The following is a 21504-nucleotide window of genomic DNA, read 5'->3' on the forward strand; positions in this document are numbered from 1 at the left end:
AGCCAGGATCAAACTCTCCATAAAAGTTGAGTCTGTCTTGCTCATGTTTGCACTGCTAAAGTGCGTTGTTCATTTCCTCATATAATGAAGAAATTATATTGACGTACTGGTTGGTTCGTTCAGTTTTCAAAGATCAAAATTGTTTTGCCGCTCAAATTGGCGACTTAACTAATATATCATGTGGTTGTTTTAATGTCAACAACTTTTCCATGATTTATTTTGTGTTGTTTCTTGTTGTCAGCCGCTCTCTTGAAGCGACAAGTAATAATATATCACGGCATTTCAAACAGTGCAAGGGGTTTTTATAAAAAATATTAAATAATGTTTTTCTTCCTATTAATGCCGTTATTCATCAATGTGACTCGCGCTTGATATCGGGTCAATCTAAGGTCGCCAATATAAAAAGGCGAGGCAAATGCTCCCCGCCTTTTTATTCATAAGACCCAAAGCTGAAGCGCAGTCAATGATAACAGCCCCGGCACTCCCAGCAGTCCGGTTATGACCGCCGTAAAGAGGTTGATTGGTATATGCAGCCCAATACTTGCTCCAAACACATTGGCGAAAAATAGTAACAAAACGCCGATTAACAGTTTCATACTGGCCAGCCCCACCCATTTCATCGGTTTTATCGGGGCCCCTAATACAAGTATCAACACAATTGCAATCACTAAACCGCTAATGACAATTACCGGCTCCACGGCAACTTCCCCCTTCTGCTTGTCCTTTTCTATCATTCATATGAAAAGGATCCGGGGAATAGCACTCCATTTAAGACAAGGCGTTCAGCTTTCGATATCTCGCTTCCCGGAGAAGATAGAAATACTTCGCCTGGACCAGCGCGAGATCCCGCAAACCTTCTTCCGTAGGTTCAATACTATGATCGATGATTTTTTTCAGCTGCATCCAATCTTGTTTCAAATAATATATCTCAGCCAGGAGTTCCTGATCCATCACCTTTTTGATTTTCTTCCTTCTCAAACGTGACACCCTCTTATTATAGTTCTCTTCTGCCTTCCATTGCTTTCGAAAGAGTGACTTCATCCGCATACTCCAAATCTCCACCCATCGGCAGCCCATGGGCCAGACGGGTGATCCGGATTCCCGAAGGTTTGACGAGTCTCGATATATACATAGCTGTCGCTTCTCCTTCGATATTCGGATTAGTAGCCAGGATCAGTTCTTCGACGCCTTCGTCCTTCAGGCGGTTCAGTAAGCTCGGCACGTTGATATCTTCCGGACCGATTCCATCCATGGGAGAAATCGCCCCATGCAAGACATGATATTTCCCACTGAACTCTTTCATTTTTTCCATAGCTATGACGTCTTTCGGATCTTGTACGACACAAATCAGTGAATTGTCACGTGCTTCATCCTGACAGATCGAACATGGATCTTGATCTGTGATTTGCCCGCAAACCGAGCAATGGGTAAGCTCCCGCTTAGCATTTACTAATGATTTACCAAACTCCAAAACATCATCTTCTTCCATCTCCAGCACGAAAAAAGCCAGGCGGACAGCCGTTTTCGGTCCTATCCCTGGCAGTTTCGTGAAGCTATCGATGAGCTTGGAAATCGGCTCTGGATAATACATATGAATTCCTCCTAGAACATACCTCCAGGCAAGCCTTGAGTGAATTGTCCCATGGTATCGTTAGTTTTATCATCCACTTGCTTCAATACATCGTTGGTTGCAGCAAGAATTAAATCTTGCAGCATATCCACATCATCAGGGTCGACGACTTCTTCTTTGATTTCTACATCTGTAATTTCTTTTTTCCCGTTAGCTACAACTTTAACCATTCCACCACCGGCAGTTGCTTCAAAAGTCATCTCATGAAGCTCTTCCTGGGCTTTCATCATTTTCTTCTGCATCTTCTGCATTTGTTTCATCATATTATTCATGTTTCCTCCACCACGCATGGCAAATTCCTCCTTCAAGATATTTAATCATGTATTTCTATCAAATCATCGCCTGCAAGCTTGCGCGCTTCGGTGATTAATGGATCTTCTTCCTCTTCCTTGCCTTTTTCCCCATTTTCCGCTTCTTCCGTTTTCTGCTTACGGACATATTCTTCCCTTAACTCCTGCCATTTCGGTTCAGGAATGGGGATGATTTCTACACTCCTGCCGATGAAATCCGCTAACAAAGGCTCAATGGTCTGTTTATGCTCTAGAGCCAGTGAACAATGGATTTCATACCGGAAAGCCAGGACGAGCCCTTTATCAGAAGCTGCCCTCGGTTTGCTGTTCAGCAGTGTGGCATGAGCCGGGGCATTGTTTTGCTTTAAAGCTTCCATGAAGTTCGCCCATTTGGAATGGATCAGTTTGATCTTTTCTTTCGAAGCTTCATTTAATACGAGACGGATTCGTTCATAAGGTATCTTAAATCCGTTACGGTTGCTTCTAGGCTGCGGGCGCCTTGGCTCTTGTGGAGAAGATGGGGCAGATGCAGGATTCTGCTTGAGCTGCTTCAACTCCCGCTCCATCTCATCCAGCCTTCGCACCAGACGCTGGACCGCTTCTGACTCTGCCGGCTGGGACGCAGGCTGGCTGTCGACAAGGTTCAACATTGCGATTTCAATAAACACCTTCGGGCTGGTCGACCATTTCATTTCCTGCTGGCACTTATTTAATTCTTTGATCGCCTGCTGGATCCAGTCAGGTGCTGTTGCTTCCGCCAATCGGCTGAACTGCTCATCCGGTATGGCCCGCTCGAGATTATCAGCCAAGTCAGGAGCACTTTTATATAGAAGTAAATCCCGTAAATAATAAATCAAATCGAAAACGAATCGTCCAGGATCTTTTCCCTGTTGAATCAAATCATCTACATGCTGCAATGCCTGCTTAACATCATGCTGCTGAAGCGACTCGATAACCCCGGCTAGTTTTTGCTGGGATACAGAGCCCGTCACAGCCAGAACATCATCAATAGTCACTTCCTCATCACTGTAGGAAATTGCCTGGTCGAGTAAACTCAACGCATCACGCATACCGCCTTCTGCTGTCAGCGCAACTACTTCAAGCGCTTCCTTCGCTACCTCGATACCTTCTTGTGTAATGATCTTCTCCATTCGGTCAACCATTGCTGTTTGGGAAATCCGTTTAAAATCAAAACGCTGGCACCGGGAGATGATGGTCAGTGGTATTTTGTGCGGCTCGGTTGTCGCCAAAATGAAAATAACGTGCTTCGGCGGTTCTTCCAATGTTTTCAGCAAAGCATTGAATGCGCCGATCGATAGCATGTGCACCTCATCAATGATATAGACCTTATAGTCCACTACACTAGGGGCATATTTTACTTTATCTCGAATCTCACGAATTTGTTCAACCCCATTGTTCGAAGCAGCATCGATTTCGATGACATCGGAGATAGAACCATCCTGTATGCCACGGCATGCAGCACATTCATTACACGGTTCTTTTGCTGGAGAACGTTCACAGTTGACTGCTTTAGCAAAAATTTTAGCCGCACTTGTTTTTCCAGTACCGCGCGGGCCTGAAAAAAGATAGGCATGCGAAAATTTATCCTGCATGATCGCATTCTGCAACGTCCGGGTGATATGCGTTTGTCCTACGACGTCTTCAAAAGTTCGCGGACGCCACACGCGGTATAATGCCTGATAGCTCATACAACCGTTCTCCTTTAATAGTTTCTCCCCTATTATACCTGAATCTCTCTCCAGATGAAAACAAGCGGAGCCTAAAATAATAGTAGAAAAAACTCGCTTGTGACGAAAGCCCTGGTATTATCTTTTATAAAGAAACATGCTCTTCATACAAAAAAACTCACCTGGAATCCAGGTGAGTTCTTCCCTATGTAATGCCGCGCACCCATCTTCGATGGGGCGGCCCTATGCGTTACTCAAGCTCATGGCTCGACCCAGGCACTCCCGCGGCACACGGGAGGGTCAGCTTACTGCTGCTTCCTTCCGGACCTGACAGGGTTCGCTGGTTCCCGTTGCGCAGGACCTGGGTGTCAACACCACTTACTTGAGGCAGACCATAAGGCCGCACCACCTCGGATGGGGATTCGGCCTCGCTATAGCGGATTGCGAGTACAGGGCACCGCTACCTCCCCGCTTAGCACGGCATATTTCAGTATAACGATTTTCATTCTAAAATGCAATGGGAAATCATTGTAAATCTTTGGATGATTTCAGTTTTTTCTTTTGGCTGCGAATCCGCTTGAAGAAATCGCTAAGCATCTGTCCGCACTGCTCTTCCTGAACACCACTGAATACTTCCGCCTGGTGGTTGAAGCGCTCATCCTGCAGTAAATTCATCAACGTGCCCGTACAGCCTGCTTTTGGATCCGGGGCGCCGTAAACGACACGAGGAATCCTTGCCTGCAGAATAGCTCCTGCACACATAGGGCAGGGCTCTAATGTCACATACAGTGTGCAGTCCTCCAGCCGCCAGCTTCCCATAATATTATTCGCCCGTTCGATAGCAATGAATTCTGCATGGGAGGAAGTAAGCTGACTCGTTTCCCTTAAATTATACCCAGAGGCAATAACCTCATTATCTTTGACAATGACTGCGCCAATGGGAACCTCGCCCACAGCTTCTGCTTTTTTCGCTTCTTGCATAGCATATTGCATCCATTTTTCATCTTCACACATTTTCATCACACTTTTCTTCATGATTTAGCTCATCATCGAGCAGAATATAAATGAAAGAAGGTGGAATCCTTATGACCGCTGGAAAACAATCGGCACTCCTGTATATTGATGTCATCAATGACTTTCAATTTGATCATGGGAAGGAACTGCTTGCCCAAACTTATCATATCCTTCCTGCTATGCTTAAGTTACAACAGTATGCCCGTGACCACAAGATTCCGATCATCTATATCAATGACCATTATGCATCCTGGAGGGCAGATCTGCAACAAATCTATCAGCATTGTTTAACTAATGATAATAAAGAATTGTTACAAGCCCTTCATCCGAAGGAAGATGATTATTTCCTGATTAAACCAAAGCATTCCGGTTTTTATCAATCTTCCCTCCAGTCTCTTTTATATGAGTTAGGTGCAAAACGGTTGATTTTGAGCGGAATAGCGGGAAACATCTGTGTTTTATTTACTGCTAATGACGCTTATATGCGGGAGTATCCCCTATGGGTACCGCAAAATGCCGTCGCATCCAATGACCCCCACGATAATATGTTTGCACTGACGATGATGAAAAATGTCTTGAAGGCAGATGTTTCTCCTATATAATCATAAACCCTCCCTTACTGGTCATAAACTGATAAAGGATTAATCGGAAGGGAGTGGCAAGATGCAGATATATGTAGTGCAAAGTGGAGACAGCCTGTTTACGATTGCAAATTCGTTCAACATAAATCCACAAGCCATTATTGAAGCGAACGAATTAGAAACCCCAGGAAACCTCGTTGTCGGTCAGGCGCTGGTTATCCCGATTACAGGGGAGTTCTATAACGTCCAATCTGGAGACAGCCTATATACGATTGCCCGGCGATTTGGCATGACAGCTCAGGAACTGGCTGATATTAACCAAATCCCATTGGATGCACCCCTGCAGGTAGGAACGAGGCTGTATATTCCGCCTCAACCGAAAGTTGGTGCCTCGTTTAACGCTTATGTAGAACCGACGGGAGGTCAGGTATCGCAGGCTTTAGAAACAGCCGCCAGAAGAAGGAGTCCTTTATTGACTTATCTTGCTCCATTCAGCTACCGTGTACAATCCGATGGCAGCCTGGAAGCACCCCCGTTGGATGACTTTCAACAGATTGCACAAGACAGTACCGCGGCCTTAATGATGGTGGTATCTAATTTGACTGATGAGGGATTCGATACGGAGCTTGGAAGAACAATATTGACGGATGAAAATGTACAAAATACATTGTTGAACAATATTGTCAATACAGCTAAAGAAGTTGGCTATAAAGATATCCATTTTGATTTTGAATATTTACCAGCCGAAATGGCGGAACAATATAATAACTTCCTCCGAAAAGCAAAACAACGCCTGCGCCAGGACGGTCTTTTGATTTCCACAGCTCTCGCCCCTAAAACAAGTGCTGAACAGACAGGAGTCGTGTATGAAGCACATGATTATGGAGCGCATGGAGAAATCGTCGATTTTGTCGTTTTGATGACTTATGAGTGGGGATATAGCGGTGGTCCTCCAATGGCAGTATCGCCAATTGGACCAGTTCGTGAGGTAGTCGAATATGCTTTGACGGAAATACCGGCGGAAAAGATATTCCTTGGGCAGAACTTATATGGATATGATTGGACACTTCCTTATGTAGAAGGAGGAGAATTCGCAAAAGCAATCAGTCCTCAGCAGGCGATTCAGCTGGCAAGAGAAAATAATGTAGCGATAGAATACGATGAGGAAGCTCAGGCGCCTTTCTTCTTTTATCAGGATGCCGAAGGGAAAAGACATGAGGTGTGGTTTGAGGATGCCCGTTCGATTCAGCGTAAATTCGACCTTGTAAAAGAACTTGGGCTGAAAGGGGTCAGCTACTGGAAGTTAGGGTTGGCCTTCCCACAAAACTGGACGTTGATTGAAGGCCAGTTTAATGTCGAAAAACTAGAATGAACAGGTGGCTGTCTCACCAACAAATTGGTGGAGGCAGCCTCTTTTCATTTATGTTCCTGGCACGATTTTTACATGACGGTATTCGATATCGGCTTGATCCCAGGCTTTTTGGAGACCCTTTCGATCGATATCATCCATCGATACATCACGATATGGGATGGATAATTCAAAAGGACGTTCGAAAGGAAAAGGAGCGACAGAAACTGTGTATTTGTCCAGCCAGTGAGCCATCATGCCATCTGGAGCAAAATCAAATGTCTGTCTGAATCCATCTTTGAACCATGACAGCTCCTCTTCTTTCGGAATCCCCGGCTCCTGCATACAAATATATAAAGAGAAATCATCACAGAATTGCAGACGTTTAAAATGAAGATCATAAAGGTACTTTGGCACTTCTACACTCATCTGCTTTTTCAAGCGGCTTCGCCGTTTTTGTTCATGCTCGAGAAAGTGTTTGATGTCCGCATCATGGGAATCATTTGGAAAAAAAGAGCTATAATGCCGACTGCATAATACACCCGCATAGGAAGAGTCTTTTTCAATTTCATCGATGCCATGTGCATAGGCATTCAATTTTTCTTTCAACGGGTAATCAACAAATGAATAGGGACGGTTCTTATCATCATTCCATTTCGGGTACTGATCCAAAGGAATCCAGGCACGGTCATGCTGTCCAACAGCCCAATCGGCGTGCTGGCGGAGTTTGGACCGCATGATAAAATCCTGTTTCCAGTGATCGGCCAGCTTGCCTGAGGCTATCGCATGGTCATGCTGTGCCATCATTACAAAAGAATCTCCAACCTGATTGACTATCATAGCTTTCCCTCCCGTATCAATGAAACTTTTTTCTGGTTTTTTCGTATTCGTATGTAGGACAAACAATGTGAGGTGCATTCCAATGACTTTTAGTGTAAAGAAAAATCCACTGCTCGTTCTGCTGACCATCGCCTTCCGCCACTGGGAATTCTGGGGATTTATACAGACCCCGCAGAGGGCTGGATCGGATTGATCATTGTGATCCCGATTGCCGTTATTCTTCTTTGGGCGCTATTTCAATCATACCACGAAGTGACGGATGATGCTTTCATCGGCCATTTTGGTCCAATTAAAAAAAGAGTCAAACTGGAGGATATAAGGCTTGTCGAATTCAGTTATAACCCTATATCAAGCCCTGCCTGGACTTTGAAGCGCCTGTCAGTGACCGATTCTCAACACCACACCTATCTCCTTTCGCTTCCAAAAGAAGAAGATAAATTCCGGGAAGTGTTACAACAACAATGTCCCAAAGATACGATACGTATATGAAAACAGCTGCCACGACCGATACCAGTCAGGCAGCTGTTCGCTTTTTTACTTATAAATTAAATAGTTGTCGCGGATGTCTTTGAAGTCCTCCAGCTCATCTTGCCATTGTGCTTTGATGGAGTCGATGCTTTGTCCATCTTCAATCGCTTCTCTGATCCAGCCGTTCCCGACCAGGTTATCAAAGAATGAAATACCGGCACTATTTTCCGCACGGAATGCAAAGTCTTCCGGATACATATCGTGAATAGTTTTCACAAGTGCGAGGCCTGTCTCCACCGGTTGGAAAATTTTCTTATTGGTGACATGAATCTGCACCCCGTGTGAAAGGCTGCGAGCATGTTTAGAGAATGTAGGCGTGAATGATGCGGCGCGGAAGGTCACTCCCGGAAGTTCCAGATCATTCATTGCTGCCGCCAGGTCCGTACTGTCGATGAAAGGTGCACCGATCAATTCGAATGGCTGAGTCGTTCCTCGTCCTTCTGACACATTCGTTCCCTCTATCCAGGCAGCCCCTGGATAGACTAACGCTGTATCAAGGGTCGGCATGTTCGGAGAAGGGGCTACGAACTCAAGCGGTGTTTTATCGTAATACATGTGACGTTTCCACCCATCCATTTCGACTACCGTTAAGTCTGCACCAATTTCATGCTCTTCATTGAAGTACTTGGCCAGCTCCCCGACCGTCATACCGTGACGAAGTGGAATCGGATAATTCCCGACAAACGATTTATATTCCATTTCAAGCACAGGACCTTCGACTTTGCTTCCACTGATCGGGTTTGGACGATCCAATACGATAAATGGAATGTCATTTTCCTGAGCTGCTTCCATCGCGTAAGCCATTGTATAAATGTACGTGTAGAAACGGGTGCCTACATCCTGTATGTCAAATAAAAGAACATCGATATCTTCCAGCATATCCGGTGTCGGTTTCCTCGTCTCGCCATACAGGCTGTAAACAGGAAGTCCTGTTTTTTCATCTATATAGTATTCTACATATTCTCCAGCCTGGGCACTTCCCCGAACGCCATGTTCGGGACCATATAATGCTGTTAAGTTTACATCTTCACCATTATGCAGCAAATCCACAATGCTGTTCAATTCCTGGTCGACTCCCGTAGGGTTTGTGATCAGCCCCACCTTTTTCCCTTCAATCAAATCCTTCTGCTCATTCAGCAATACTTCTACACCCAGTTCGAACTGATTATCCTTTTCATTGCCGTAGCCATTCCCCTTCCCTTTTCCATTGTTATCAGCCATGGCAATCGTCAGCGTAGACAGGATGAGAAATGTTGTCACAATTGATATCATCCATTTTTTCATAACGTCCCCTCCCTTAATTTTTCAGTTCTAATAATTCAATCCATGCCCGAGTTCAAATAGCGGTGTGCCATTTTCCCCGGGGATGGTGACTGGAAGTTTTCCTGTCGGGTCATTCTCCCCGAAAATTGTTGCGGCAGTCGCTTTAAAACTTGCGGTTCTAAAACCATACTGTGCGAGATAAGCATCTACTGTCGGATAAGCCATGATGTCATATGGGTTACGGATGCCTACACCAATGACCGGAGCATCCATTGTTGCCATAATTGAATTTACGAGCTGCATCTGAGGATGAGAATCAGAACGGGTAGATACACTGTACGTGTAGCTCCCAAAAATCACCTGGTCCGCCTCCCGGACGATTTCCATTTGCTCTTCATCTAGCTCAGCGCTTGAGGTTCTAATGACCGTTGTATTTTCATGATGATCCTTCACTGCATCTCCCAGGTCATTAATATAACTGTTGCCCACGACCACAATCTGTTCATCAGCAGTTGGCTGCAATGGCAGCACATCGTCATTTTTCACTAATGTGATAGAGCGGTCGGCAGCTTCCTGTTCCACTTGTTTATGGTCTTCCGATCCCACCACATTTAAAGCTGTTTCGATTTTTTCATCGACCGATTCAGGAGTTTCTTCCTTGAAAATTCCACGATTGATCTTCAAGGTCAAAATTCGCTCAACTGATTTTTCGATATGTGATTCAGCAATTTCTTCCGTCTCTACTGCTTCCAGCAGCCCACTCGCCGCTTCTTCAAGTCCTACCGGCATTAAGACAATATCTGTTCCTGCTTTAACCGCTCGAATCACCGCGTCAACAGGCCCAAAGTGATCTGCAATTGCTTTCATATTCAATGCATCAGTAATGATCACTCCGTCATAGCCCATTTCTTCACGCATCAATCCCGTCAGTACTTTCGGTGAAAGTGTGGCAGGAAGGGCAATTTCCTCCCCTGTCTTTTGAGAAATCACTTTTGTATCATCGATTTTCGGAAAAGTGACATGAGCGGTCATAATGGCATCAATTCCAGCTGCCATCGCCTGCTGAAATGGATATAATTCCACTTCTTTGAGTCGCTCTTTATCATGAGGAACTTCCGGCAGTCCTAAGTGAGAATCAACCGCAGTATCCCCGTGTCCCGGAAAGTGTTTCGCAGTAGCAGCAACTCCTGTACTTTGAAGACCTTCGGTGTAGGCAAGCCCCATTTCCGCGACCAATCCCGGATCTTCGCCGAAAGAGCGAACCCCGATCACCGGATTGTCCGGATTGTTATTGACATCCAGAACAGGAGCGAGATTCATATTAATACCAAGGGAAGCCAGCTCTTCCCCGATCGCTTGTCCGACATTTTGTGATATTTCAGAAGATCCTGCAGCTCCAAGCGCCATATTTCCAGGCATATCTGTTCCAGACTGGAGTCTGGTAACAATTCCGCCTTCCTGGTCAATCGTCAAAAGCAATCCGTATTTTTCAGCTGCTTCCTGATAGGCAGAAACAAGTTCAGCCGTCTGTTCCGTAGTGACAACATTCTCACGGAACAAGATGACTCCGCCAAGGTGGTAATCTTTGACAAGCTGCTCGATTTCCGGAAGCATTTCCGTTACATTGTCTCCATCCCAATTCCGGAAGTCCGGCATCAGCATTTGACCTACTTTTTCTTCCAGACTCATCTGCTCGATGGCATGAGTGATGATATCGTAGCGTTCACCTTCTTGCTTGACCAGTTTCACCGCAGATACGCGGTTCCCTTTTGTACCGGACGCATCAACATCCGGCTTGTAATCAACAGCGATCCTGTCTTTATAAGTACCGTCACTTACCTCAATAAAAGTTCTTCCGTTCTGTCCGGTAAGTGTGACATTACCTTGCTGGTCAACTGTCGCTACATTTTTATTTGTTGACGACCAAGTAAGACCTTTGGAAACTGCCATGAAATGTCCTTCTTCGTATAAGTGGAGAGCGGTTAAATTCAGCTCCTCTCCATCTATTTCTTCAGCTGCTTGTGGTACGTTTTCCAGGAGCACGAGACCTTTAACACCTTTACGCTCTGCCGCTTCCACACCTTGAGCCGGTATTCCTATGAACAAGTGTGAAAAAAACAGCATAAAGGCCAGTAACGAAAACAGCCATTTTGTACGGATATGCCTCATGTTACACCCTCCTTATGTTAAATAGTCTTTCTTGTCACAACAGGATTATTAGGGATGCTGCACAGCTTTAGTAGTTACGTAATTCCCAACCTTCGCCTGAAAGGTCTGGATTTATAACACTGCCATCTTCCAATGTGATCGCAGCATTGTTAATGTACCAGCCCCTGCCATTGGTATAGCTATCTGTCTGGTACCGGAACCTTACCTGCTGTGTATCAGCTGGCAATGTCACCTCATTTGTGTGCCAATCTTTATTCCCGGTCAGTGCATCTCCCACCTGCTCCCAGTTTTCTCCGTCTCTCGTTATTTCAATGAAACCTTTATCATAGCCAGCTTCAATCCGGTGCCATGTTTCAAAACTCAAGACAGCCGGCTCATCCAGGTTTATTTCTCCTTTCAATGTCCGGTTTAGCTGATCGCCATACCCGGCAAACCAGGATGTTTCTTTTTTCGGCATTTCTACCGGAATAGCGTCAGCAACTAATCTCGCAAATGGGCGGCGGGCTACATTAGTAGATACAGTTTCTCTGGTAGGGTGAACCCGGTTGGTAAGCAGAATGGCAATCGTATCGTTACTTTGACTGACAGCAATAGAAGTTCCTGTGTAACCGGTATGGCCAAGCGTCATGCTCCCGGATAACGCATCCATATACCAGCCTTGCTGCAGTTCCCAGCCAAGGCCATGGTCATCACCAGGAAATTCCGGAATTTGATTTTCAGCGAGGAGCTTAACTGTCTCCGGTTTCAGAATTTCTGTTCCTCCATAACTGCCCTCATTCAAGTACATATGTGCGAAAATCGCTAAATCCTGCGCGGTAGAAAAGACTCCGGCATGGCCAGCTACCCCATCCAGCGACCAGGCATTTTCATCATGTACTTCCCCCCAGACAATCCCTCGATCCGTCCAAGGCTGATATTCTGTCGCCGCTATCCTTTCTTTTAAAGATGCAGGCGGATTGTACATCGTATCTTTCATCCCAAGAGGCTCTGTAATGTTTTCTTTTACATATTCATCAAGGCGCTGTCCGGACAGTCGTTCAATCAATACACTCAACGTGATCATATTCAGGTCACTGTATGTATAGGTTGTGCCTGGTTCATTGGCCAATGAGTGTTCTAAAACGTATTGAAGGCGATCTTCCCTGTTTCCTTCCTGGGTATATAGCGGCACCCAAGCTGTAAATCCCGAGGTATGGGTCATCAGCTGCCGGATCGTCACTTGCTCTTTTCCGTTGGCAGCAAACTCAGGAATGTGGTCCGCTACAGGGTCGTCCAAGTCGAATAACCCTTTTTCATAAAGCTGCATAGCTGCTGTTGTAGTGAACACTTTACTGATTGACGCCATATCAAAAATCGTATCTTTCTCCATAGCTACCGGGTTGTCCATTTCTGTCCCCTGGTCATCCGTATATAACGCGGCATGGCCATATGCTTCGTGCTGAACAATGTGTCCTTTTCGGGCAACGAATGTCACAGCCCCAGGCATAACTCCATCTTCAATTTTACTTTCCATCAAATCGTCAATATCTGCCAGGGGTGCTTCCACCATCCCGGCACCTCTCACTGACCCTGGGTGTAGTACCGGTGAGACAGGTCCCGCGTCTCCCCACGAAAAAGCAGGATAGACATTCTTGTGGGAGTACTTCTTTTCTTTTTGCTCCAGTGTCGGTTTAGGTGGGAGGGAATTATCCGCATGGATCAAAGTCCCATTACTCCCCAATATGGAAAAACCGATTCCAGCCACCAATGCCAGCTTCCATGTTTTCTTTTTCATTACCTTCCTCCTTTATGCATATTATTGTCGAACATAAGCGAATGAAAAGGCTTACACTTTCTTACATGTAGCGTATCTAATCATTTATATAGTTGTCTATACCACATAAGTCATAAATTTCAGAAAAAATAGTCCTTATGTCACGATAGGTTTGGTTTATCTTTTAATAAATTGATTATATTACTTGCTTATTCAATTATTGGGTCGAATTATGGAAGACTCAGTTTCAAGATATTAGTTGGAATAACGGGGCGTGGGGGAACGAGTAGCTTTCCACGGGAGTTCGTTGAGGACTTTCAACTCCGCTTTATTAAGACCGTCCGCTTAGTTCATTCGTTGTCTCATGGTCTTAAGTTGCCTGATAAAGACCGTCCCGGCTGCACATCCACTGCGCAGCGGTCTTCATACCCTTTCTAATGACCGTTAGCCACTTCTCCATACTGTTTAGTGGTCTCTATTCATGTTCTAAAGACCGCTCCGATACATTTCCACTCTTCTAACAGTCTTTATCGACTGAAAGACCCTCCCCTCGCGATGAGAGAAGGTTCTGATGCTTACATTTTTGATGATGATTTAATCATTCCCTCCTTTTCCATTAAGAATATGTCTCAGGGCATGCCCATGGAATGCGAGTGAATTCCCGGACCTCCATAACGTTACTTCCATAACGGAAACAAATATATCTTAAAACTGAGTCTTCAGTTATTGGGAGCTTATATGTAAAGTACAAGGAGATTTAACAGGGTCTCGAAAAAAGGGAAAGAGAATGAGAACCTTCCTGGCAATAAAAAAACACCTGCAAGACTTAAAGATCAAGCAGGTGTGGTAGGATGTGTCAGTATTTACTTATTCAGAAGCTTCAAGGATTCCCGGTTGAAGGCTGGCAGGTCGTCTGGGTTACGGCTTGTTACCAGCTGATCCTGGCAGACGACCACTTCTTCGTCCTTATAGTCGACACCAGCATATTCCATGTCAACAGCGATCGACTTGAAGCCTGTCGCTTTACGGCCTTCCAGCGTCTTCGCTGTGATCAAGAGCTGCGGACCGTGACAGATAGCGAATACTGGTTTCTTTTCATCCATGAAATGCTTCGCAAATTCTACAAATCGTTCATCGCCGCGAAGCTGGTCTGGTGAAAATCCACCTGGCAAGAACAAGGCATCAAAATCTTCCGGTTTAACTTCATTGATTCCTTTGGCAATTTTAACCGTTTCTTCCCCTTGTTTACCAGTTACTTCTTTGCCTGATTCCTTTTCAATCGTCACTACTTCATGTCCTGCTTCTTTAAATTGCTTGGCAGGATCGGTATATTCCACATCTTCAAACATATCCGTCAATAAGCATGCTATTTTTTTACTCATAACAAAAATCCTCCTTCATTTATAATTTTCGGTTTCCAATGAAGTCACATTTTTGATTTACCCGTGCAAAACTGGGTTAAACCTATTTGTCTTTATCTTCCATTTTGAATTGCTGAAAAATTGTATTTCTTCTGTCTTGATAAACTTCTTTTCCGACAATTTTATTAATGATTTGCACATTTCGACGAATAGCAAGTCCAAGATTAGTAGCGCCCGCTCCATGGGAGTGAACCAGGTTGGTGGAGACAAAGAAATGGTGATCCCTATCATCGGTAAACACAAGACGGGCATCACGCGTTACACGGTAGAGCTTTTCATCCTCCCATTCAATTTTCTCTTTAAAATGATGCAGGAACCATTCTGGAAGATGAGGGACATAGCCGGTCGCCAGTACTACCTTTTCGGTGCGATAGTCAAACTCTTCATCCGATTGCCATTGGTGGCATTGAAGCAAGTACGCGTCTTCGTCATCGGTTCTTTCGATGCCCTTGACTTCTGTCATTGGCTGGATGGTTACGCGTGCTTTTTTATTTCCTGTTGATTTGTGATAAAGCGTCTTATAGAGCTCTTTCAGGGTATCGGGATCAATTCCTTTTCGAAGGTTTCCTAACAAATCCAGCGACTCTTTTCTTTCCTTATACGAAAGTTCGTGGAAATAATCTACATAATCCGGAGAGAAAAATTCCTGGCCAAGCTTGGCACTCTCCAGTTGGAATAGGCCGGGGGAGCGGGTGAATAATGTTAAATGCATATTGTCACGGTATTCTTGTTCCTGCAACAGGTCCAAAAGGACTTCTGCAGCACTCTGGCCAGAACCGACGATGGTAACATGGTCAGAAGAGAGCAATTCCCCTTTTTGATACAGGTAATCACTGGTATGAAGGATATCTTCTTCCGGAAACCCTTTCATTTCATCCATCACCAGAGGTTTGCTTCCTGTACCCATAACAACATGCTTCGCCCGAAAGCTCTTCGTCTCTGCACTGTCTACTGCTTTTACCACGACTTCATAATGTGCTTCCTGAGTCTGGTTATGATGATCGATAACATCTATCACCTCGTGGCCGAATATAAGACCATCCAGTTTGTCAACCACCCATTTCAAGTAATCATTATATTCCTGGCGCGGGACTTTAAATTCGCTGAAAAAGAAAAATTGGAACATACGATTTTGTTCATGTAAATAATTTAAATATGTATACGTGCTTGTCGGATCGGCCAGTGTTACGACATCCGCCAGAAAAGGAACCTGCAAATTCATTTTTTCAATCATCATTCCTGGGTGCCAATCAAATTCAGCTGTTTTATCAAAAAACAGCCCTTCCAGCTCTGTTTTTTCCATTAATGCAGCTAATCCGAGATTATACGGTCCAATCCCGATCCCAATGACATCATATATTTTCTCCATGAATCCGTCCTCCTACTTCATTCCTTGTTTATAGTATGGTCTGCAGCAATTTTCATTATCAAAAGGATGTGGAATAAAAGAAAACCGCCTAAGAGAGGCGGCCTATTTAATCAGTAATATCCATCAGTTGTCTGAGCCTGCTTTTATTGCTTAATAAATCCTGCAGAGTATATTCATCGAGGATTTGCAGGAATGCCTGAAGTGCATCATTTAGTACATGCTTCAGTTTACAGGCTGGTGTAATCACACAATGATCGGAGCCACGGTCAAAGCATTCCAGCAGGATAAAGTCATCTTCCATCTTTCTCACCACATCCCCGACATTGATCTCTTCCGGTGGTTTAGCGAGCCTGATCCCACCCGACCGGCCTCTGATGGTCGTCAGCATGTCCAGCTTGTTCAACTGATGGACAATCTTGCTTAAATGGTTTTCCGAAATATCGAAGACTTTCGAAATTTCTTTGATGCTCGCAAGCTCTCCTTCTGGTTTTGAAGCGGTATATATAAGCACACGAAGCGCATAATCCGTATATTTTTTCAGACGCATGTAGCATACTCCTTAAATAATTTACTTTTTATAATCGTATCACAGGTATATAACGATTGTCTTATTTGTAAGCTAAAATTGTTTCATGTGAAACAGTTAACCAAATTGTCACAAAAACATGCATTTTCAATATTGCTTTAGTGTTAATAATGTTTAACAATAAAGATATACGAAAAATACATCTTTAAATCACACTAACTTTTTAAAGGAGTTTTTCATTATGTCTACAGAAACACTTCCTAAGCTTGATGAGCAGACAATTGCAACGGTTAAAGCCACTGTGCCTGTACTTGCAGAACACGGAGAACAAATTACAACCAGATTCTATCAAATGATGTTTGAAGCTCACCCGGAGCTTAAAAATGTTTTCAATATGACACACCAAAAAGAAGGAAAGCAGCCACGCGCCCTTGCGAATGCTGTCTATGCCGCTGCTCAATACATCGATGATTTAAGTGCTATCATGCCTGCGGTCGAAAAGATAGCCCATAAACACCGAAGTATGAATATCGTACCGGAACAGTATCCGATTGTAGGAAAATATTTGCTGCTTGCTATTAAAGACGTTCTTGGTGATGCGGCTACCGATGATATCATTAATGCGTGGGAAAAGGCTTATGGAGTCATTGCAGAGGCTTTCATTCAAGTGGAAGCGAACATGTATAAAGAAACAGCCGGTGAAACTGGCGGTTGGGTCGGCTACCGCGATTTTGAAGTAATTGATAAGGTGAAAGAAAGTGATGTCATTACGTCCTTCTACTTAAAACCAGTTGACGAAGGAATGTTACCAGGCTATAAACCTGGCCAATATTTGACCATTAAAGCACAAATGCCGAATGAAGAGTTTGATCAATTACGCCAATACAGTCTTTCTGACGCTCCTGGAAAAGGCTATTACCGAATCAGTGTTAAGCGGGAGGAAGGAACAGAACAATTTCCAGAGGGGAAAGTATCTAACTTCCTGCACAAGCATGTGAATGAAGGGGGCGTAATTCCTGTCAGTGCTCCTGCCGGTGATTTCTTCCTTGATACAGCATCCCAAAAGCCGCTGGTACTGATCAGTGGCGGCGTTGGTCTGACACCAATGATGAGCATGCTGCAAACCATCATCAAACAACAAATCGGTCGGGAAGTTCATTTCATTCATGCTGCACGTAACGGCAGCGTCCATGCGTTGAAGCATGATATGAAGATGGCTGGGGAAGAATATCCAAACATTAAGACTTATATCGTCTATGACACACCAACAGAAGAGGATATGAAAGAAAAGATCCATGCAAAAGAAGGGTATGTCGATCTTGAATGGCTTCAATCCATTGTTCCTCAGGATGCTGATTTCTATTTCTGTGGACCAGAAGGATTCATGAAAGCTATTTATGGGGCTTTGAAAGAATGGAACATTCCAATGGAACAGATTAATTACGAATTCTTCGGCCCTCAAGGTGATTTAGAAAAATAAACAGAACAAAAGCGCAAGCGCCTTGCTCACCCCCGACAAGCTTAAGACAATCCTCGCCGTGACGTTTTTTGTCACAGAGAGGATTGACTTAAGACCTCGAGGGGGTAGGCGCTGGAGCTGGATGGGACCAACCACAAAAAGAAAATTTTATAATTTCCTAGACAATAAAAAAGATGCCTGCAGTAACATAACAGGCATCTTTTTTTGATTGCTTATTCTTCTAGTGTAGAGGTGTCTCCAGTTGGAAGGCCGAGCTCCCAGGATTTAAGGAGACGACGCATGATTTTACCACTTCGTGTCTTCGGAATCGTATCTTTGATTTCGATTTCACGAGGCGCCGCATGCGCACTCAATCCTTTTTTGACAAACTGTCGGATATCTTCGAGCAATTCATCAGACTCTTCATAACCATCGTTCAATGTGATGAACGCTTTGATGATTTCGCCGCGTTCAGGATCTGGTTTACCAATAACACCAGCTTCAGCAACGGCTTCGTGCTCAATCAATTTACTTTCTACTTCAAATGGTCCGACACGTTCACCTGATGTGTTAATGACGTCATCAAGACGGCCTTGGAACCAGAAGTAGCCATCTTCATCCATATAGGCGCTGTCCCCGGATACATACCAGTCACCAAGGAAGTAGCTTTCATACTTGCCTGGATTCTTCCATACAGCGCGCATCATGGACGGCCATCCTTTTTTCAGGGCAAGGTTACCCATCCGGTTTGGCGGCAGCTCATTTCCATCATTATCGACGATTGCCGCTTCCGTACCAGGGAAAGGTTTACCCATAGAACCTGGACGAATATCCATTGCCGGATAGTTACAAATCATCATACCTCCGGTTTCCGTCATCCACCATGTATCGTGAATACGCAGGTTCAACGCCTTCGTTCCCCACGTAATAACCTCTGGATTCAATGGTTCACCAACACTCAATACGTGGCGTAAAGAAGAAAGGTCATGTTTCGAGGCTACCTCTTCTCCGGCGCTGACAAGCTTACGGAAAGCTGTCGGTGCCGAGTACCAAACCGTTACATTATATTTATCCAGGGTTCCATACCAGTCATCCGGGCTGAAACGTCCCCCGCGAATCACATTGGTCACACCGTTAAGCCAAGGAGCGAAAATACCATAGCTTGTACCAGTTACCCAGCCCGGGTCGGCCGTACACCAGTAAGTGTCATCTTCCTTCAGATCCAAAACCCATTTACCAGTTTGATAGTGTTGCAGCATGGCATTGTGTACATGATAGACACCTTTTGGTTTGCCGGTAGAACCGGATGTATAGTGAAGCAGCATGCCGTCTTCTAAATCGACCCATTCAATGTCGAAATCTTTGGATGCCTGATCCATTTCTTTATAATAATCAATGTAGTCACCATTTTCAGGTACATCTCCGACAATGACAATCTGTTTCAAGTTTGGAAGCTCATCGACAGGTACCCGATCCAACAGCTCTGGAGTTGTGACAAGCATGCTTGCCTCACTGTCTTCCAAACGGTCGCGTACAGCCTGTTCCATGAATGCCTCAAATAAAGGTCCGGCAATCGCACCGGTTTTCAAAATTCCTAGAAATGCTGCGTAGAATTCCGGACTTCTATGCATGAACAAGAAGACACGGTCCCCTTTATTGACATTATATTTTTTTAATACATTCGCAAATTGGTTACTTTTGAATTTCAAATCTTCAAACGTTAGTTTCTCTTCACGATTAGGAGCCGAATAGATCAATGCTGTCTGATCTTTCTTGTCAGGGTTATCTGCATGACGGTCGATTGCCTCATAAGCGATGTTTACTTTTCCTGTTTCACTCCAAGAGAATTGACTCTTCACACTATCCCATTGGAATTGTTCGTATACTTCTTTGTAGTCTTTCATGTTGTGATTGCCTTCACGTGCTGGAATTGGTTGCATGTCCATAGAATCACCTCATTTAAAATTTGTAAACGGTTTCTTACTTAAGTAAAAAAACACCTGCGACACTTATGTTTGGCAAGGACTCCTAATTTGGATTTTTCTAAAAATTCGTGAATTACCTTTTATTTTAGAATACTTCGCTGAAGTTTTAAAGTGATAAGGGGTAAGTTTTGTCAGATTGGTGAAAAAGGATTACTTCCCTTTGCTTTTCATTGACATGGACCTGGAACCCCTCTATAATAAATAAGGTTACAATTGGATAAAATCCGTACCAATCATTTACGGGAGAGGTTCTTAGCGACACCCTCGATAAAAAACTAAGGATATATGATGATACAGACCATATCCCTTAGGGTGTGGTCTTTTTTTGTACTTTAGGAAAGTTTAACTATAGAGGAGGGAATCACATGGCTGGACGAAAAGATGAAGATTTGAAAGATTTATCCTTATTGGGCAGTCAAGGTACGAACTATTCCTTTGAATACGACCCTGATGTACTGGAGACATTCGATAACCAGCACCCGTACCGGGATTACTTTGTAAAGTTCAATTGCCCGGAGTTCACGACACTTTGTCCCAAAACAGGTCAGCCTGACTTTGCGACGATTTATATCAGCTACATTCCAGATGAAAAAATGGTCGAAAGTAAGTCACTGAAGCTGTACCTGTTCAGCTTCCGAAATCATGGTGATTTTCATGAAGACAGTGTCAATATCATTATGAACGACCTGATTGAACTGATGGATCCGCGCTATATCGAAGTGTGGGGCAAATTCACACCAAGGGGCGGCATTTCTATCGATCCCTATTGCAACTACGGAAAGTCCGGGACAAAGTTCGAGCAAATGGCAGAACAACGGCTTTTCAACCATGATCTATATCCTGAAAAAATCGACAACCGTTAATCGAGGACGGCGTTCAGAAACATACTCCCTTTCTATAAGGAGAGATGACACATGTTCATTTATTTGAATGCTTTATTTGTTGGTTTATTGATTCTAGCCAATATTTTAGGCGTCAAGCTGTTCTCTGTCGGCGGCTACGTCCTTCCCGCTGCTGTCATTGTATACGTCGTCACTTATTTGATCACCGATGTCATTGGTGAAGTATATGGCAAAGAAGCAGCAAAGAAAACAGTCCAGGCCGGCTTTTTCACGCAGGTGATTGCACTTATTTTCATCTTTGTGGCAATTCAGCTCCCTGCTGCTCCCTTTTTCCAATCGCAGGCAGAATTCGAAACGATTCTCGGCGGCAGTTTCCGGGTAATGTTAGCCAGCCTGGTGTCTTATGTTGCCAGTCAAAATTTCGATGTCTTCATCTTTCATCGCTTAAAGAAGAAGCATGGGGAGCAGAAGCTATGGCTTCGGAACAATTTGTCGACGATGTCGAGCCAATTGATTGATACCGTCGTATTCATTACCATTGCCTTTGCCGGCACGATGCCGACTGCGGCTTTACTTGGGATGATCGCTACGCAGTATGTATTCAAGTTTCTCGTCGCAGCCGTCGATACACCGATCGCTTACTTGTTAGTAAAAGCAGCAAAAAGAGATAAACAAAGCTTTCATTTAGCAGAATCCATGAAATAAAACAAATCCCAGCAGTTATCGAAACTGCTGGGATTTGTTTTATTTGCTCGTAATTTATAATTTTAATCATAGATCGTACGAAACACATCATTT

The 21504-nt window shown here is 44.2% G+C and carries 20 protein-coding genes and 1 other RNA gene; 6 read left to right on the forward strand and 15 right to left on the reverse strand.

Annotated features, from left to right (window positions below; all coding sequences use genetic code 11):
• Positions 1-434: 434 nt before the first annotated feature.
• The 7 genes from FHS45_RS11005 to tadA form a co-directional block, all read right to left on the reverse strand.
• Complete coding sequence (locus tag FHS45_RS11005) at positions 435-734, reverse strand: pro-sigmaK processing inhibitor BofA family protein (protein WP_208416425.1); 300 nt, start codon at positions 732-734, stop codon at positions 435-437.
• Between the two features lie 34 nt (positions 735-768).
• The gene (locus tag FHS45_RS11010; RefSeq protein WP_229717897.1) at positions 769-978 is read right to left on the reverse strand and encodes a YaaL family protein; all 210 of its coding nucleotides are present in this window, start codon (positions 976-978) and stop codon (positions 769-771) included.
• A 16-nt stretch (positions 979-994) separates the two neighbouring features.
• On the reverse strand, positions 995-1591 hold the full coding sequence (recR, locus tag FHS45_RS11015; RefSeq protein WP_062443810.1) for a recombination mediator RecR: 597 nt from the start codon (positions 1589-1591) through the stop codon (positions 995-997).
• An 11-nt stretch (positions 1592-1602) separates the two neighbouring features.
• Complete coding sequence (locus tag FHS45_RS11020; RefSeq protein ID WP_062443807.1) at positions 1603-1920, reverse strand: YbaB/EbfC family nucleoid-associated protein; 318 nt, start codon at positions 1918-1920, stop codon at positions 1603-1605.
• A gap of 23 nt (positions 1921-1943) precedes the next feature.
• Positions 1944-3629 (reverse strand): DNA polymerase III subunit gamma/tau, encoded by a 1686-nt coding sequence (dnaX, locus tag FHS45_RS11025; protein WP_062443803.1) that lies wholly within the window; start codon positions 3627-3629, stop codon positions 1944-1946.
• A 194-nt stretch (positions 3630-3823) separates the two neighbouring features.
• Positions 3824-4089: signal recognition particle sRNA large type (gene ffs / locus FHS45_RS11030), an RNA gene on the reverse strand.
• A 44-nt stretch (positions 4090-4133) separates the two neighbouring features.
• Positions 4134-4622 carry a tRNA adenosine(34) deaminase TadA gene (gene tadA / locus FHS45_RS11035; protein WP_062447653.1) on the reverse strand — a complete coding sequence of 163 codons (489 nt, stop codon included), beginning with the start codon at positions 4620-4622 and terminating at the stop codon, positions 4134-4136.
• Between the two features lie 71 nt (positions 4623-4693).
• On the opposite strand from tadA, the gene FHS45_RS11040 reads away from it, so the two are divergent.
• A complete protein-coding gene (locus FHS45_RS11040) occupies positions 4694-5224 on the forward strand; it encodes a cysteine hydrolase family protein (RefSeq protein ID WP_062443800.1) in 531 nt (176 codons plus the stop codon).
• A gap of 61 nt (positions 5225-5285) precedes the next feature.
• Entirely contained in the window at positions 5286-6575 is a 1290-nt protein-coding gene (locus FHS45_RS11045) for a glycoside hydrolase family 18 protein (protein ID WP_062443796.1), read from the forward strand.
• Between the two features lie 48 nt (positions 6576-6623).
• On the opposite strand, the gene FHS45_RS11050 is transcribed toward FHS45_RS11045, so the two are convergent.
• The gene (locus FHS45_RS11050; RefSeq protein WP_062447650.1) at positions 6624-7391 is read right to left on the reverse strand and encodes a DUF3891 family protein; all 768 of its coding nucleotides are present in this window, start codon (positions 7389-7391) and stop codon (positions 6624-6626) included.
• Positions 7392-7589: 198 nt separating this feature from the next.
• Between FHS45_RS11050 and FHS45_RS11055 the strand changes: the two genes are divergently transcribed.
• Positions 7590-7880, forward strand: a complete 291-nt coding sequence (locus FHS45_RS11055) for a PH domain-containing protein (protein ID WP_229717915.1) — start codon at positions 7590-7592, stop codon at positions 7878-7880.
• A gap of 45 nt (positions 7881-7925) precedes the next feature.
• Here the strand turns inward: FHS45_RS11055 and FHS45_RS11060 are convergent, their stop codons facing one another.
• The 6 genes from FHS45_RS11060 to FHS45_RS11085 all read right to left on the reverse strand — a co-directional run bounded on the left by FHS45_RS11060 (position 7926) and on the right by FHS45_RS11085 (position 16441).
• On the reverse strand, positions 7926-9203 hold the full coding sequence (locus FHS45_RS11060; protein ID WP_062443790.1) for an exo-beta-N-acetylmuramidase NamZ family protein: 1278 nt from the start codon (positions 9201-9203) through the stop codon (positions 7926-7928).
• 27 nt (positions 9204-9230) lie between these two features.
• Positions 9231-11351 (reverse strand): glycoside hydrolase family 3 protein, encoded by a 2121-nt coding sequence (locus FHS45_RS11065; protein WP_062443788.1) that lies wholly within the window; start codon positions 11349-11351, stop codon positions 9231-9233.
• A gap of 67 nt (positions 11352-11418) precedes the next feature.
• Positions 11419-13125, reverse strand: coding sequence for a serine hydrolase domain-containing protein (locus FHS45_RS11070; RefSeq protein WP_062443786.1), 1707 nt, complete (start codon positions 13123-13125; stop codon positions 11419-11421).
• A gap of 842 nt (positions 13126-13967) precedes the next feature.
• Positions 13968-14486, reverse strand: a complete 519-nt coding sequence (locus FHS45_RS11075) for a type 1 glutamine amidotransferase domain-containing protein (protein ID WP_062443784.1) — start codon at positions 14484-14486, stop codon at positions 13968-13970.
• Positions 14487-14568: 82 nt separating this feature from the next.
• Positions 14569-15894, reverse strand: a complete 1326-nt coding sequence (locus FHS45_RS11080; protein WP_062443781.1) for a lysine N(6)-hydroxylase/L-ornithine N(5)-oxygenase family protein — start codon at positions 15892-15894, stop codon at positions 14569-14571.
• Between the two features lie 106 nt (positions 15895-16000).
• Positions 16001-16441, reverse strand: a complete 441-nt coding sequence (locus FHS45_RS11085; protein ID WP_062443778.1) for an Rrf2 family transcriptional regulator — start codon at positions 16439-16441, stop codon at positions 16001-16003.
• 220 nt (positions 16442-16661) lie between these two features.
• Between FHS45_RS11085 and hmpA the strand changes: the two genes are divergently transcribed.
• Complete coding sequence (gene hmpA / locus FHS45_RS11090; RefSeq protein ID WP_062443773.1) at positions 16662-17900, forward strand: NO-inducible flavohemoprotein; 1239 nt, start codon at positions 16662-16664, stop codon at positions 17898-17900.
• Positions 17901-18112: 212 nt separating this feature from the next.
• Here hmpA and acsA read toward each other — a convergent pair whose 3' ends face one another.
• On the reverse strand, positions 18113-19825 hold the full coding sequence (acsA, locus tag FHS45_RS11095) for an acetate--CoA ligase (RefSeq protein ID WP_062443771.1): 1713 nt from the start codon (positions 19823-19825) through the stop codon (positions 18113-18115).
• 404 nt (positions 19826-20229) lie between these two features.
• Between acsA and queF the strand changes: the two genes are divergently transcribed.
• The gene (queF, locus tag FHS45_RS11100) at positions 20230-20727 is read left to right on the forward strand and encodes a preQ(1) synthase (protein ID WP_062443769.1); all 498 of its coding nucleotides are present in this window, start codon (positions 20230-20232) and stop codon (positions 20725-20727) included.
• A 51-nt stretch (positions 20728-20778) separates the two neighbouring features.
• Entirely contained in the window at positions 20779-21411 is a 633-nt protein-coding gene (locus FHS45_RS11105) for a queuosine precursor transporter (protein ID WP_062443766.1), read from the forward strand.
• Positions 21412-21504: the final 93 nt, after the last annotated feature.

The organism is Thalassobacillus devorans (genome assembly GCF_011761345.1).
In the GTDB taxonomy this organism is placed as follows: domain Bacteria; phylum Bacillota; class Bacilli; order Bacillales; family Halobacillaceae; genus Thalassobacillus; species Thalassobacillus devorans.

Coding starts and splice junctions, on each gene's coding strand:
- FHS45_RS11005 (WP_208416425.1), bottom strand. CDS start 734: ATGATAGAAAAGGACAAGCAGAAGGGGGAAGTTGCCGTGGAGCCGGTA.
- recR (WP_062443810.1), bottom strand. CDS start 1,591: ATGTATTATCCAGAGCCGATTTCCAAGCTCATCGATAGCTTCACGAAA.
- FHS45_RS11020 (WP_062443807.1), bottom strand. CDS start 1,920: ATGCGTGGTGGAGGAAACATGAATAATATGATGAAACAAATGCAGAAG.
- dnaX (WP_062443803.1), bottom strand. CDS start 3,629: ATGAGCTATCAGGCATTATACCGCGTGTGGCGTCCGCGAACTTTTGAA.
- tadA (WP_062447653.1), bottom strand. CDS start 4,622: ATGTGTGAAGATGAAAAATGGATGCAATATGCTATGCAAGAAGCGAAA.
- FHS45_RS11040 (WP_062443800.1), top strand. CDS start 4,694: ATGACCGCTGGAAAACAATCGGCACTCCTGTATATTGATGTCATCAAT.
- FHS45_RS11045 (WP_062443796.1), top strand. CDS start 5,286: ATGCAGATATATGTAGTGCAAAGTGGAGACAGCCTGTTTACGATTGCA.
- FHS45_RS11050 (WP_062447650.1), bottom strand. CDS start 7,391: ATGATAGTCAATCAGGTTGGAGATTCTTTTGTAATGATGGCACAGCAT.
- FHS45_RS11060 (WP_062443790.1), bottom strand. CDS start 9,203: ATGAAAAAATGGATGATATCAATTGTGACAACATTTCTCATCCTGTCT.
- FHS45_RS11065 (WP_062443788.1), bottom strand. CDS start 11,351: ATGAGGCATATCCGTACAAAATGGCTGTTTTCGTTACTGGCCTTTATG.
- FHS45_RS11070 (WP_062443786.1), bottom strand. CDS start 13,125: ATGAAAAAGAAAACATGGAAGCTGGCATTGGTGGCTGGAATCGGTTTT.
- FHS45_RS11075 (WP_062443784.1), bottom strand. CDS start 14,486: ATGAGTAAAAAAATAGCATGCTTATTGACGGATATGTTTGAAGATGTG.
- FHS45_RS11080 (WP_062443781.1), bottom strand. CDS start 15,894: ATGGAGAAAATATATGATGTCATTGGGATCGGGATTGGACCGTATAAT.
- FHS45_RS11085 (WP_062443778.1), bottom strand. CDS start 16,441: ATGCGTCTGAAAAAATATACGGATTATGCGCTTCGTGTGCTTATATAT.
- hmpA (WP_062443773.1), top strand. CDS start 16,662: ATGTCTACAGAAACACTTCCTAAGCTTGATGAGCAGACAATTGCAACG.
- acsA (WP_062443771.1), bottom strand. CDS start 19,825: ATGGACATGCAACCAATTCCAGCACGTGAAGGCAATCACAACATGAAA.
- queF (WP_062443769.1), top strand. CDS start 20,230: ATGGCTGGACGAAAAGATGAAGATTTGAAAGATTTATCCTTATTGGGC.
- FHS45_RS11105 (WP_062443766.1), top strand. CDS start 20,779: ATGTTCATTTATTTGAATGCTTTATTTGTTGGTTTATTGATTCTAGCC.